Below are 12,879 nucleotides of genomic sequence, written 5' to 3'. Positions count from 1 at the left end.
CTGATGCTCCTCGAGATGTTAACACTATGGAAAACACTCTTTATTTAATCCGCCACGCACCTACACGGCTCAACGACCCCGAGCACGAGCGCTCGCGCGGCTGGGGCATGTTTCCGCCAGATCCCGAAAAATTAAAAGAACTGGTCCCACAGATTGCCGAAGTGCTGCAGAACGAAAGCATCCGCCGGCTGGTGGCTTCAGACCTGCCGCGTGCCGCCGTTACAGCCCGTGAGTTGGGGAAAGAGATGGGAATTCCACACCACGTCACGCGTCAGCTTCGCACTTGGAACACGGGCGGTATGACCGGCAAGTCAGAAAAAGAAGTAGTACCGCTAAAGAAGAAATACATCGAGCATCCTGATTTGAAGCCACCTGATGGTGAACCGTTTGAGGCTTTCGAGAAACGCTGGGGTAGGGCGCTGCGGCAATTTATGAGACATAACGAGAGCCATCCTGATGACCAAGTTGCTCTGGTGATCCACGGAAATATGGATATGTCTGCTCCGGCAATTGTGCTCGAGGAAAAAGTCACCGCCAAACATTATGACCAGATGCGGCCGCCAGGTTCAATTTCGGTTTTGCGCTGGAGCAAAGGCACTGAACCACACATTGACGTCGTAAACGAAGGGATAGGCAGCAATGACGGAAGCCGAGACGCTGATAATTCAGAAGATAGATGACGTCCATAAGCGCATTAATGATATGCACGGCCGTATGGACGAATTGACCAGAAGTTCCACCGCGCTCGAGGTCAAAGTGACAGAGCTCGTAGGTAACGGGCAGCCAGGCAAGATTCGCCAAATGGAAAAAGATATTGAGGTTCACAGCAAATTTATGTGGATTTTGTTTGGGCTCCTGGGTGCCGGCTCTCTGAGTGAACTGGCGGCGCATGGCAGTCAATTATTGAAGCTGATCTTCAAATAAGTTCTGCTTGGTAGCGCGCAAAACCGCCACATCACGACTGAATCTCCATTGAATACCGAGGCAATTTGCATTTATGGCTGACTTTCAGCAAGCGTTCGATTTCATGCTCCCGCATGAGGGGCAATATGTAAGTGATCCCACCGATCCCGGTAGTGAGACGAAATATGGGATCAGCAAGCGATCGTATCCCAAGTTGAATATCAAGAACCTGACCGTGGAACAAGCGGCGCAAATCTATGAACGTGATTTCTGGGAAAAGATTCATGGCGGCAAGATTCAGGATCAGGCTCTAGCCAACAAACTTTTCGATCTGGCGGTGAATATGGGCGTAGGGCGCGCGATTCGGTTACTTCAAGAAGCCTCTGGGCTTTGCGGTCTGCCGCTCAAGGAAGATGGTGTCATGGGAACGCAGACGCTCACTGTCATTAATATGTGCAACTCCGGTGCGCTGCTGCTGGAATTCAAAGCGCTGGCTTCGAGTTACTATCGCGAGCTGGCGCATGTGCATCCGGCGCTGCAGCGCTTTTTAGGTGGGTGGCTGAAACGAGCAGCGGCTTAAAGCGCCGCAGCGTATGTAGGCCACCTGAAACATTAACTGCAACAGCTTTGGCGGGAGATCTCCCGCCATTTTTATTTGGAGGATAGAATGAAAAGCAACTTAGCAAAAATCTTTGGCTGGATAGCCGCTGGGGCTTTGTCGCTCTCGCAATTGGGCCTTCATGTCGGGCATATTGGCAACACCGACGTGCTTGGATTGATTGGAGCGATTGCCGCAGCCATAGGAATCCACAGCGCCAGCAACACCGACGGCAAAAACTAAGGGCGGCGTCAGTCGGTAGTTTTCAGACGTTAGTCCCCAAGTTAAAAATTCTGCTTACTACAGACTAATATTCCCTGCGGGCGAAGCCGCTCTTGAGCTTCGCCTTTCCTCTTTTCTCGCGGCCTAGTTTCAGCCTCTCGCCGAGAAACTAGCCACCTCTGATTAACCCCTCACGTACACCTGCCCATCATCCGCTACTCGTTTGTCTCTATATTCTTCACCTTCTCCAGGAAAATTAAGCACGCAGCAATATTCGCCTCCTCAGTCCATGTCACTTCGTCAGTTATTCTCCTTCCAATAGTTCCACCAATTCCCTTCTAATTCCAAAACTTGATACCAGGTCAATTGGGTCAGCACGCGGCTCAAGTCATCCATCTGCGATGAGGTGTTGAGTCCCGATAAAAAAACAGCTAGACAAGTGTGTGTTGTTTAGTGGCTTTCTAGCTTACGCGGATGCTGGCGTGCTCATGTCTTTGCATACTCATGAGATAGTGCACTACCGTCTTACTCAGCACGTTCTAGGCGAAAGTCATAGCAACCAGCTTCTGTGTCACGAACGTGCAAATACCGGACGCCGGGCAGAGCGAGTAGGCTTTCAACCGGCCCTTCAACCAGACCATTATCGACGTACTCCTCTCCTGCTATTTTCCGCCCCGCGCCGTAGGCAATCATGGTGAGCCGATGCGAGCGAATGTCTTTAGGAAATCCCGAACTCTCTTCATGCCGATGGCACGGTTCGGCATGAATGAAGATGGGGCCCGGCAGTGGCAATGGTTCTAAACCATGGAAAGGATCGTAGGTAAACAAAATGCGCTTCTCTTCTCCAATTTGGAAGGTGTGGAGACAATGTCGACATGGACCGTACCCGGTTGCAACTTCTATGTAGGCAGGATGTCCATACCCGGGTGCTTCAAGAGTCGCGCGTACACGTTCTGCAAGCTTAGTTGGGATCGCGATGACTCGAATGGAACTCATTTTTCCCCTCTTCATAGAGATTGAGATATCAGGCAGTTGCCAAAGCTCATCCCGTAAATTATGGGGCTACTCCGTTTTGAGAGCTATCCGAAGCTTGCGTTCAATGTGGTAATTGGTTATGAAGAAGCACACAGTGAAAATGAAGCTGATGGGAGTGCGGAAGCTCTCCACAGCACAACCCATACGGGAATATCCCGCCTAAGTACTTCCTTGTTGGAATCTTTCCAAAGTGGCACAAAGTGCGTTTTTTGTGACTCTTCTTTTTTATGTACCCTTCAATCCCTCCGCATCCAAGCGAATTAAAGTTCTGTAATACTTTAACGAGATGAGGCGTTTTTGAGTTCCATTTTGGCTTGAGGACCATTCTGGCACGGCTATTCGCACCGTGCCGCCAGACCAGGAAAAGATTTATGTATATCTTAAAGCTTATATCATTGAAAACAAGATAACTATAATTATTGACAGCGAACAAAAGGCGAATCTACAATTCAATCTTCCGCTGATTCCCACGCGCGCATTGCTGCCATGGTCCAGCGTGCGAATCCAGAAAGAAGGCTGTTATGCAATTTGCCATTACCCCCGATGAATCTTTTGCCACCGCCGCCGAAATCTGGCTTCAGTCTCGCAAATTCGATGGTCCTGCCGCCCCCCACGGGACTCGGCGCCGTCATCGTTATGTTAGCGAGCGTACCCTGAGGAGTTATGCCCAGTACATCCGTTCGTTGAATCAGTTTTTTGGTTGCATTTCTATCGGTGAAATCAATGCCGGTCATCTGCGCAAATATCAGGCCACACGCGCACCCCATGCTGGCCCTAACAAGATCAACCAGGAGCTTGGCCTGCTGATACAAGTCTTAAAGCGCGGCGAGTCCTGGTCGCTGGAGTTGGAAGAAGCCTATGAGCCGCTGCAATACGAAGAAGGCGAGATTCCGCGGGCACTTTCCCCCGAAGAGCAGGAGCACTTTCTTTCCGTTGCATCCAGCCAGGAGCGCTGGCGGGTCATATATTGTTATGCGCTCATCGTTCTTAATACCACGTCTTCAAGCTATGAGATGCGCGGACTGCGCTTGGGCGATGTCTCCCGTGGCGATGCCATGATCTATGTTCGCTGGGGGAAGAACAAATACCGCGTGCGCAGCGTCCCCCTGCTAGAGGATGGCCAGTGGGCAATAGCACAGCTCATCGAGCGTGCCCGCGTTCTCGGTACTCGTGATCCGCAGCACTACCTTTTCCCTATGCGCCTCATCACAAATATGTGGGATCCAACTCGCCCGGTCAGCGATTGGGGCTTGGTAAAACCGTGGAACGAAGTGCGCTCATCTGCCGGCTTCCCCTGGTTCCAGATCAACGCCCTGCGTCACACCGCACTTACCCGCTACGCTGAGGCTGGCACGCCGATAGAGATCATGAAGTCCTACGCCGGCCACATCAGCGAGAAAATGACGCGCCATTACGTGCAGATTGGCGAGATCGTAAAGCGGCGCTACGCGGTCGCGGCCGCGCAGAAAAAGCCCACCAGAATAGGAGCGGCGCCTCCCTGGGCGCAGTCCATGTAAACGTCTGGAGGGGAAAGTGCGAGCTTTGCTTGTCAAAAAGGAATAATCACGAAGAAGAAATAAAACCTGGCTAAAAACAGTACTCATAGGGTAACTAACAAAAAGATTTCCAGATAGGATTCTTTCCCATAATGGAATTACCGCGCCTTCGATTTTGCAAAACAGTTGCTGCAAAGCTCTGGCTGTGCGATTAGAATGCCAACATATCCCCTCAACTCTTACACAAGGCCTCCGATTTCCACTTCGGGGGCCTAAAATTCCACGAAGCAGTCTCGATGTTCGAACCGCAGGGAAATTGGAGAGCCAGAAAAGTTAGCCGCACCCCTCATTGTTTTAGCTGGCCTCCGAATGAGGCCCAATGGGCACTGAACAGACCATTAATTCGACTGGTACTGGCCCGTGAGTGCGAAGACCGCCGTAGGTCAGGTCGGCGTAACAGCAGGTAAACAGAGTATTTGCCGCATCCGTTTCTAAAAATATTTGATAGTGCTGGATTCATTACAACACTGGTCTTTTTGCTCTTAGGCGGCTCAAGCGCGCCATGAGCAGTCGCACCTCGAACTTTTTACAGATAAAATCAGCTCCTGAGGAACATAATTTTTCTAAAATGTTTGGAAAATGTCACTTGAAATTATGCAAACTAAAGAAAGTATTACAAATTATGTTATTGACAACTTATCCTGCAATATTTAATGTACTCTCACAAATAGCGGTGACCACTGTTTATGGTTGGCTGAGAAGACAGCACAAGGTTATATTTGTGTAGAACAGAGTTCTCATAATCCCTTGGTCGCAGGTTCGAAAAACCAAATATTTTTGATTAGTGCTTATTCCTTTGACGCTTGAATTTTTCCGGCTTTGATCATGGTTTTAAGCTGCGTATGATCACGGCAAGCTTGGTCGGCATAGGAAAAGGCAAATTTTGTAATAGCCTTATCGATCTTGTCGCTGGAACCAAGATATCCGGTTAAGGCTGCTGGGTTGCCTGCGCGGGAATGTCCTTTGGCCAGCAGTTCGCCGCATACCCGGACATAATCCGTCAGCCCCTGTCCTTTCAACTCCTCCATCTCAATGCCGGCCTTATGATCATTGAGCTGTCGAACCAGGTAGTCGCGGCCTTCGATGGCAGTCCAGCCCAGGAGCGGATCGCACTGGGTTTGCATACGACGCTGGCCTTCCACCACTCGGCGGCCCTCATTTAGAAAATTCTCGATCTCTTTCACATAGCGCGCATAGGCGGTAGGCGGCTCCTCTTTTATTTGCAAGAACAAAGGATCCTTGAATCCGTTGCCGAACAGAAGCACGACGTAGTCGCGTGTTCCCACGCTTCCTGTTCCTACTACTTTGAACGTGACATCCACGGGAGAATACTGGTCGAGCAGCTTCTGGCGCTCACTCGAAAGAGTCTCGCGATAGCTCTGAAGCGCGGCAAGCACCTGACGCACTATGCGCCTAGGGACATGCATGAGCAAGGGCTTGGATTCAATGAAAGCCGGAAGGCGGTTTTTTGTCTGGCGCGTATATTTTTCCAGAGTCTCTAAAGGGGTTGCGTGGCGGGCCTTCTGGAGAACCTCCGCGATTGGTGCCAGGCGCAAATGACGCTTCACATGAAAACGTTCCAGATCAATGAACGTCATATTCGAAAATTTTGAGACCGACGTGCGATAGGATTGCATCAACAGAAGCACTCCTTCTTTACAGCGCTCTTCAGAGCAGCCAGCCTCTCTGCCGGCAAGCACCACACTTGCCGCCATACGTTTTATGTCCCACTCCCAGGGTCCACGAATGGTTTCATCGAAATCGTTGATATCGAAAATTAACTCGCCATCGGGAGCGGCATAAGCCCCGAGATTGCGGACGTGGGCGTCTCCGCAGATTTGTGTGATCAGTCCGCTGGTGGGCAAGGTGGCCAGATCAGCGGCCATGAGTGGGACATTTCCCCGAAAAAACCCAAAGGGCGAGGCGGCCATGCGCCCAATCTTGACAGGAACGAGTCTGGGAACCCGACCACGATTGGCAGCTATGATCAATTCAATCGGATCAAAGCGCCGGCGCTTACTGTTCCATTCTCCCAGAGCGGAACGACTCGCGACCTCACGGCGGCTTCGGCCATAACGCCGAAGTTCATCAGGGCCAGGAATTTTCCTGCTGAGCGACTTTAAAGGTTGTTCCATACACGCAAGGGAAATACCGCAAATTTAGCCATTGGTCATTTTAACGATGAATTCACACAGTTTTAATTTTCTTTTTGCTTACGTTCGTTACTATTCACCCTAATTTTGGTTAGCTCCATACTGTTGACTCCGAATGCTGTGATGCCGCAATGGCGTCACAGCTTTTTTGTCTTTGATCTAAGGGCTCCGCAACGCTTCGCTGCTGCGCCCTCGCGCTTCGCTCGCGCTGCCCGGCGCTCGCTTCTCGCTCACCCCATCCAAAATCTAAGGGCTCCGCAACGCTTCGCTGCTGCGCCCTCGCGCTTCGCTCGCGCTGCCCGGCGCTCATATTTTCGCTCACCCGGTGCTCTAAGGGCTTGGCGGCCCATGCGAGTCTGGCTGGTCCTCGCTAACTGCCCTGGCTGCGCTCACCTTATTACGGTACGGCGTTGCTCGAGATGGCACATTTTGCGAAACTACAGAAATGGAGATAAAGCAAGTGGTTGCATCGCAGAAAGTGCAGCAGGAGGTTTGACACCCTTTGCACAGGATTGTTATAGTCGAAGAGTCTTGCAATGGGGTCCTCAGTGCAAGATTCCGGCCGCTGGGAATCCACTAGCACGCTCGAAACAGGCACGTTCACACCTGCAGAAGCATTTACCAGCCGTCGTCTCGATTTCTGATTCCAGGGGTTTCTATTTCCTGGAAAGGCAGATGGCAGCATGATTTTTGTAGATCACGCGTTCGAAGAGAGTCCATCCCGCACAACCGAACCCGCGTCTTACGAGCAACCTGCGGAAGAGCAGGGCACCAGTCTGGCCCGTTCGAGTGAAGAATCTGCCAACGATGCGACACAGGGCGGGAATATCGCAAGCGATCATCATTTTGAAAACCTCCGGCACACCGGCAGCCAAAAGCTTCCCGGCGCTCCCGGTGACAAACAAGAAACCAACATGGAAGATTTCGCAACCGTTTTAGAAAATTTTGAAGCAGCCCAAACCGAAGCCATGGCCGCGATGGAGAACAAAGTTCTCACCGGCACTGTGCTCAAACTCACCTCCACTTACCTTGTCGTGGATATTGGCGGCAAGTCCGAAGGCATGGTCCCTCTCGCGGAGATAACGGACCACGAGGGCAACCCCAAGTTCAAGCCCGGCGACGAGATTGCCGTCATGATGGAGCATGGAGAGACCGAAGAGGGATATCCCAAGCTCTCGCATGTGAAGGCCCAGCGCCTGCAATCCATGGAGGCGATCGAAAAGGCCTACGACGAGAAGACCACCGTCAAGGGACGCATCGTAGAACGCGTCAAGGGTGGGCTCTCGGTGGATTTGGGCGGCGCGCTCGCATTCCTTCCCGGCTCGCAAGTAGACGTGAAGCCAGCGCACAACCTCGATGCCATGAAAGGGCAGGAACTCGAGGTTCGCGTGATCAAGTTAAACCGCAAGCGTGGCAACATTGTGGTCTCACGGAAGGCGATCCTCGACGAAATTGTGGCTGAGCAGCGCTCCCAGACGCTCGAAAAGCTGTACGAAGGAGCGGACCTAACTGGCACGGTGAAGAACCTGACTGATTACGGCGCGTTTGTGGACTTGGGCGGCATTGACGGTCTGCTGCATATCACCGATATGTCATGGGGACGCCTTACGCATCCTCGCGACCTGGTGCATGTTGGTGACGAGATCCACGTCAAAGTCCTGAAATTCGATAAAGACAAGCAACGGGTATCGTTGGGCTTCAAGCAACTCACGCCCGACCCCTGGCTCGACGCGGCCGAACGTTATCCCGTCGGAGCCCATGTAAAAGGACGCGTCATCAGCGTCACCGATTACGGCGCTTTCGTAGAACTGGAACAGGGAATCGAAGGCTTGATCCATGTAAGCGAGATGAGCTGGTCGAAGCGCATGAAGCACCCCTCAAAGATCGTTAAAGTCAACGATCAGGTTGAAACCGTGGTGCTGAATGTGAATCCTGCCGAACGGCGTATTTCGCTTGGCCTCAAGCAGCTCGAAACCAACCCCTGGGACACTCTCCACGAGAAGTATCCCACTGGGATGGTGGTTGAAGGTAAAGTTCGGAACCTCACCGAGTTTGGCGCTTTTGTGGAGGTCGAAGAAGGAATTGACGGGTTGGTCCACGTGAGCAATATGAGCTGGACCAAGCGCGTGAAACATCCTTCCGAAGTTCTGAAAAAAGGTGAAAAGGTGAAAGCCGTGGTGCTGGCCATCGAACCCGAACACCGGCGCCTCTCTCTTGGCATCAAGCAGTTGCAGCCCGATGCCTGGCAGAGCTTCTTCGACACTCATAAAATTGGCGATGTGGTGCACGGCAAGGTGTTGCGCACAGCCCAATTCGGCGCCTTTGTGCAGATTTCAGAGGGCGTGGAAGCGCTTTGCCATAACTCCGAGGCGGTGGATGAGCACGGCTCATCCATTAAGCTGGAGCCCGGCCAGGAATACGATTTCAAGATCGTGAAGATGAATCCTGAAGAAAAGAAAGTCGGGTTGAGCTTGCGTGGAATAGGTGAGGAAGCCAGCCGTGCCGATGTGGAAGCCTATAAGCAACCGGTTTCCAGTTCTTCCGGCGGAACAACCACACTGGGCGAGATCATGTCACTCAAGCGAGCCAGCAACGACCAGAATTAACACTTTTTGGCAATGGATAAAGCCGCGGAGTCGTCCGCGGCTTTTGTTTTTTTAAACAGGCTTCAGGCATAACTTAGGGTTGCAACGAAAAATGAAAACTACGCCATCCTACTTTGATTTTGATTCTTGTGGTTCTTTTGGTTTTTGATCTATGTGTAAATTAAGTGTAGTTTTTTCGCGTGAATCGAACCCACTCAGAGTTTTGGTGGGGCCTTTGCTTCCGTTGAGCCCCGCATAAAGCTCGTAGTCCTGATTGGGCACAAGACCGGTAAATTGATAGCTTCCATTGTCGTTGGTAATCGAAGTTTTTACAGCAAGAGTCTTGTTGTTTTTCAAGTACACAATCGCATGAGGAATCGTGTTATCGTTCTGGTCGAGAACTACACCGGTTACAGAGCGCACGGTCGGCGCCTTCTTTGGAGCTTCAGGCGCCATGGTTCCCTGATTCGCGCTATTACCGCCGCCAATACTGTACTGGAAGCCGTAGGCCAGTTCACCTGCCAACACTAAAGCAAAAAATGCGATAAACCGTTTCGTATTCGACATTGTGTACCTCCTTGTGGGCTCACATCGTCTGCCAAAAAATTAAGCCCCGCCACACTTCTTAGTCTCTCACGTATGCCTATTACTCAGTTAGATGCAGGCCGATATCCTGGCGTTCATCATTTTCGATATGAACTTTTACATCCGGTGGAGGCGCGCCTTTGTGCGTCTTCACGTCCGCCCATACGATGTAGTCGGCTTCGCCCGCCGGAACACGCTGAGCAAATTCACCCCGCTGGTCGGAATACAGCTCCCATTTGGCCTTTTTCTCATCGGCGCGCCGGATCTTGACTTTCACGCCGTAAAGACCGCGGTTATCGGGGCCATAGACGGTGCCATAGATCAGCGCATAGGGCTTTTCTTTAGAACGGGAATGCGAGCCGGACTGTCCCGCCAGCGTCTGCGGAAGATATGCTGACATAAGAGCTGCGATAAGCAAAACCGCCCGAGCAGAAAGCAGCCACGAAAGCGCGCCGGAGGAATTAGTATTCATCTTCCTCTTCTTCTTCCTCGTCTTCGTCTTCTTCCTCTTCTTCCTCAACAACACGGTTTAGTTCGAGTGGATTGATGGTCACTACTTCAAAATCTGTGCCGCACTCGCCGCAGGAGACGATGTCGCCTTCATCTACTTCGTCTTCGGCAATATCGAGGTCGGATTCACATTCAGGACACAGCACCATTTGGTTTTTTCCTCATTCTTTCTTTCAAAGTCCCTATTTATATTTAGAATCTTATGTGCACCAGCGTCAAGAGGGCTGGGGGCATTACTCGTAAATTAATAAGGAATTCTTCTATGACTGGCAAGCAATTTTTTCTGCCTATTGTTTTTCTGATGACCCTATGCCTGGGAGCCGCCGCCGAAAACCCTTCCGCCACGAAATCTTCTCAGCCCACTGCAAAATCTTCTCACACTACAAAGGCCAAAGGGACAACAGTCGCCGCACAGGCCAAAATACAGTCTGATGCCACCATCGCCCAGGCTTTGAAGAGCATCTCAGCGACCCGAATTCAGCAGACTATTGAGACGCTGGTTAGCTTCGGCAATCGTAGCACTCTCTCTTCCACGCAACCGGCGGCGAGCGGTCACGGCATTTATGCCGCCCGCGACTGGATTAAAAGTGAGTTCGAGCGCTACTCGAAAGATTGCGGGGATTGTCTCGACGTGCAGCTTGATACCTTTACCCAGCCGGTTTCTGAGCGGGTCCCGCAACCGACCGAGCTTTCCAACGTTTATGCGGTTTTGCGGGGAAGCGATCCGGAGAGCGCCAATCGCATAGTGCTGGTGACCGGCCACTACGATTCCCGTAACAGCGACACACTGAACACGACCGATGCCGCTCCGGGCGCCAACGATGACGGCAGCGGTGCGGCGGTTTCGCTGGAATGCGCGCGAGTTCTCAGCAAGCTTAAGTTCCCCGGAACGATTATTTTTCTGACCGTTGCAGGAGAAGAGCAAGGGCTCTACGGCAGCAAGCACTTCGCACAAATGGCCCGGCAGAAAGAGTGGCAAATTGAAGCGGTCTTGAACAACGACATTGTTGGAGGAGACAAAAACCCTTACCAAAATTCGAAGACTGTGCGTGTCTTTTCGGAAGGTGTTCCTGCCGCTGCTAATGAGGCGGAATTGCGCTTGATTCGAGCCCTAGGAGGGGAAAATGACTCGCCCTCACGCGAGCTGGCGCGCTACATCACCGAGGTAGGCAATGCTTATCTCTCGCCATACTCCTTTGCTCCGACCCTCATCTACCGCCGCGACCGTTACCTGCGAGGGGGCGATCACACTTCATTTAATGAAGAGGGCTTCGCCGCAGTTCGATTCACAGAATGGCGTGAAGATTTTCACCATCAGCACCAGAACGTGCGCACGGAAAATGGCATCGAATATGGTGATTTGCCAAAGTTTGTGAATTTCGACTATGTGGCCAATGTGGCACGGCTCAATGCAGCTACGCTGGCGTCACTGGCTTTGGCCCCAGCGCCGCCTCAGGACGTAAAGATTGAAACCAAGGAGCTGGAAAATAATACTGTGCTGGCTTGGATCCCTTCGGCCGACGGCAATGTTGAATATGAAATCCTGTGGAGGGAAACCGACGCAAGCGCCTGGAACATAGTTCCCAGGGATCAATCAAAGCTCTTTAACGCGGAGTATGGGAAAAACGCGCGCAGCCTTGCAAACGTTGCTATCTCGAAGGACAATGTAATCTTTGCCGTGCGCGCCGTGGACAACCAGGGACACAAGAGTTTACCGGTGGTTCCCACTCCAGAAAGATAAAGTTTATGGTACAGCGAAAATACCGGCCTCCGAGTACGACGACGGGTGGAATGACCCTCTCCTTGCCCCCATTTACTCGTGGTGTGGTGTGGCTGCTTGCCATTAACCTTGGGGTTTTCCTGCTGCTTGAACTTTTCAGTCTTTCTGCTCCAACCATGCCGATTGTGGGGGTCGTATTCAACTTTCTTGCTCTGTGGCCCAAGGACGCAGTGCACGGGTTTGTATGGCAATTTGTAACGTATGCATTCATCCATGTTGGCGTACTCAATATTATTGGTGTGCTGCTGGGCATCTGGTTCTTAGGATCTTTTCTTGAGTCCGTGTGGGGAACACGGCGTTTTTTGATTTTCTATCTTACCTGCGCCCTGGCGGGAGGAGTGGGCTCCACAGTGCTGGTCTATGCCCTCAAAATTCCCCTGGGTTTCAAGATGCCCTTCATGGGCGCTAATGGCGCCATCCTGGGCATGTTGGGAGTTATTGGAATCTTGTGGGCGGACATGGAATTCATGATGATTCCGTTCCCGTTCATGATCAAAGCCAAATATCTGGTATGGATTGCCATTGTTGTGGATTTGGTTCTCTCATTTACCGAGATGGCTGGAATCTTGAACTTGGGCTCAGCTTTCGGCGGACTTATCTACGCCGTGCTTTACGTCAAATTCATGGACCGCAGTCTTTCCAGACGAAGATCTGCTCCTGCCGTATATGTCGGACGTGGGCTCTCCGACCGGGCTTTTGATGAACCTACCCCCGGCAAGAAACCATCTTTCCTCGCCCGCTGGCGCGACGCTTACTACCGCTGGAAGCGCCGCCGTGCCGCCCGCAAGTTTGAAGTTTACATGCGCAAGCACGACCGCCAAGTGTACTTTGACGAGCACGGCAACTACATTGATCCAGAGTCTGCAGAAGGCCGCCGCCGCGAAGAAGATGACAGCAAGAAGCCTTGGATTAATTAGCGTTTCCGCAACAAGAATCTAAGCTTAAGGAATTG

At 51.8% G+C, this 12,879-nt stretch carries 13 protein-coding genes; 8 read left to right on the top strand and 5 right to left on the bottom strand.

Annotated elements, in window-relative coordinates:
• The first annotated feature begins 26 nt into the window (after window positions 1-26).
• The 4 genes from VK738_04265 (at window position 27) to VK738_04250 (ending at window position 1,744) form a co-directional block, all read left to right on the top strand.
• The gene (locus VK738_04265; protein HTD21842.1) at window positions 27-680 is read left to right on the top strand and encodes a histidine phosphatase family protein; all 654 of its coding nucleotides are present in this window, start codon (window positions 27-29) and stop codon (window positions 678-680) included.
• Complete coding sequence (locus tag VK738_04260; GenBank protein ID HTD21841.1) at window positions 640-924, top strand: hypothetical protein; 285 nt, start codon at window positions 640-642, stop codon at window positions 922-924. Before VK738_04265 ends, VK738_04260 begins: the two co-directional genes overlap by 41 nt.
• Before the next feature lie 73 nt (window positions 925-997).
• The gene (locus tag VK738_04255; protein HTD21840.1) at window positions 998-1,483 is read left to right on the top strand and encodes a glycosyl hydrolase 108 family protein; all 486 of its coding nucleotides are present in this window, start codon (window positions 998-1,000) and stop codon (window positions 1,481-1,483) included.
• Between the two features lie 87 nt (window positions 1,484-1,570).
• The gene (locus VK738_04250) at window positions 1,571-1,744 is read left to right on the top strand and encodes a hypothetical protein (protein ID HTD21839.1); all 174 of its coding nucleotides are present in this window, start codon (window positions 1,571-1,573) and stop codon (window positions 1,742-1,744) included.
• Window positions 1,745-2,248: 504 nt separating this feature from the next.
• On the opposite strand, the gene VK738_04245 is transcribed toward VK738_04250, so the two are convergent.
• A complete protein-coding gene (locus tag VK738_04245) occupies window positions 2,249-2,719 on the bottom strand; it encodes a DUF1203 domain-containing protein (GenBank protein HTD21838.1) in 471 nt (156 codons plus the stop codon).
• A gap of 560 nt (window positions 2,720-3,279) precedes the next feature.
• Here VK738_04245 and VK738_04240 point away from each other — a divergent pair.
• On the top strand, window positions 3,280-4,275 hold the full coding sequence (locus VK738_04240) for a tyrosine-type recombinase/integrase (protein ID HTD21837.1): 996 nt from the start codon (window positions 3,280-3,282) through the stop codon (window positions 4,273-4,275).
• A gap of 827 nt (window positions 4,276-5,102) precedes the next feature.
• Here the strand turns inward: VK738_04240 and VK738_04235 are convergent.
• Complete coding sequence (locus VK738_04235) at window positions 5,103-6,449, bottom strand: DUF2252 domain-containing protein (GenBank protein HTD21836.1); 1,347 nt, start codon at window positions 6,447-6,449, stop codon at window positions 5,103-5,105.
• A 701-nt stretch (window positions 6,450-7,150) separates the two neighbouring features.
• Here VK738_04235 and VK738_04230 point away from each other — a divergent pair.
• Window positions 7,151-9,073 carry a 30S ribosomal protein S1 gene (locus VK738_04230; protein ID HTD21835.1) on the top strand — a complete coding sequence of 641 codons (1,923 nt, stop codon included), beginning with the start codon at window positions 7,151-7,153 and terminating at the stop codon, window positions 9,071-9,073.
• A 108-nt stretch (window positions 9,074-9,181) separates the two neighbouring features.
• On the opposite strand, the gene VK738_04225 is transcribed toward VK738_04230, so the two are convergent.
• The 3 genes from VK738_04225 to VK738_04215 form a co-directional block, all read right to left on the bottom strand.
• On the bottom strand, window positions 9,182-9,619 hold the full coding sequence (locus VK738_04225) for a carboxypeptidase-like regulatory domain-containing protein (GenBank protein ID HTD21834.1): 438 nt from the start codon (window positions 9,617-9,619) through the stop codon (window positions 9,182-9,184).
• 79 nt (window positions 9,620-9,698) lie between these two features.
• A complete protein-coding gene (locus VK738_04220) occupies window positions 9,699-10,109 on the bottom strand; it encodes a hypothetical protein (protein ID HTD21833.1) in 411 nt (136 codons plus the stop codon).
• Window positions 10,099-10,296, bottom strand: coding sequence for a hypothetical protein (locus VK738_04215; GenBank protein HTD21832.1), 198 nt, complete (start codon window positions 10,294-10,296; stop codon window positions 10,099-10,101). The genes VK738_04220 and VK738_04215 overlap by 11 nt, the downstream gene beginning before the upstream one ends.
• Before the next feature lie 113 nt (window positions 10,297-10,409).
• Here VK738_04215 and VK738_04210 point away from each other — a divergent pair, with 113 nt between their 5' ends.
• Together VK738_04210 and VK738_04205 are read left to right on the top strand one after the other, a co-directional pair.
• Entirely contained in the window at window positions 10,410-11,888 is a 1,479-nt protein-coding gene (locus tag VK738_04210; protein ID HTD21831.1) for a M20/M25/M40 family metallo-hydrolase, read from the top strand.
• Between the two features lie 5 nt (window positions 11,889-11,893).
• A complete protein-coding gene (locus VK738_04205) occupies window positions 11,894-12,844 on the top strand; it encodes a rhomboid family intramembrane serine protease (protein HTD21830.1) in 951 nt (316 codons plus the stop codon).
• Window positions 12,845-12,879: the final 35 nt, after the last annotated feature.

This window comes from Terriglobales bacterium, assembly GCA_035487355.1.
GTDB lineage: Bacteria > Acidobacteriota > Terriglobia > Terriglobales > Acidobacteriaceae > QIAW01.
This window is presented reverse-complemented; position numbering and strand designations above follow the sequence as displayed.

What these genes read in the sequence shown, in the direction of transcription:
- VK738_04265 (HTD21842.1), top strand. Translation starts at nt 27, where the DNA reads ATGGAAAACACTCTTTATTTAATCCGCCACGCACCTACACGGCTCAAC.
- VK738_04260 (HTD21841.1), top strand. Translation starts at nt 640, where the DNA reads ATGACGGAAGCCGAGACGCTGATAATTCAGAAGATAGATGACGTCCAT.
- VK738_04255 (HTD21840.1), top strand. Translation starts at nt 998, where the DNA reads ATGGCTGACTTTCAGCAAGCGTTCGATTTCATGCTCCCGCATGAGGGG.
- VK738_04250 (HTD21839.1), top strand. Translation starts at nt 1,571, where the DNA reads ATGAAAAGCAACTTAGCAAAAATCTTTGGCTGGATAGCCGCTGGGGCT.
- VK738_04245 (HTD21838.1), bottom strand. Translation starts at nt 2,719, where the DNA reads ATGAGTTCCATTCGAGTCATCGCGATCCCAACTAAGCTTGCAGAACGT.
- VK738_04240 (HTD21837.1), top strand. Translation starts at nt 3,280, where the DNA reads ATGCAATTTGCCATTACCCCCGATGAATCTTTTGCCACCGCCGCCGAA.
- VK738_04235 (HTD21836.1), bottom strand. Translation starts at nt 6,449, where the DNA reads ATGGAACAACCTTTAAAGTCGCTCAGCAGGAAAATTCCTGGCCCTGAT.
- VK738_04230 (HTD21835.1), top strand. Translation starts at nt 7,151, where the DNA reads ATGATTTTTGTAGATCACGCGTTCGAAGAGAGTCCATCCCGCACAACC.
- VK738_04225 (HTD21834.1), bottom strand. Translation starts at nt 9,619, where the DNA reads ATGTCGAATACGAAACGGTTTATCGCATTTTTTGCTTTAGTGTTGGCA.
- VK738_04220 (HTD21833.1), bottom strand. Translation starts at nt 10,109, where the DNA reads ATGAATACTAATTCCTCCGGCGCGCTTTCGTGGCTGCTTTCTGCTCGG.
- VK738_04215 (HTD21832.1), bottom strand. Translation starts at nt 10,296, where the DNA reads ATGGTGCTGTGTCCTGAATGTGAATCCGACCTCGATATTGCCGAAGAC.
- VK738_04210 (HTD21831.1), top strand. Translation starts at nt 10,410, where the DNA reads ATGACTGGCAAGCAATTTTTTCTGCCTATTGTTTTTCTGATGACCCTA.
- VK738_04205 (HTD21830.1), top strand. Translation starts at nt 11,894, where the DNA reads ATGGTACAGCGAAAATACCGGCCTCCGAGTACGACGACGGGTGGAATG.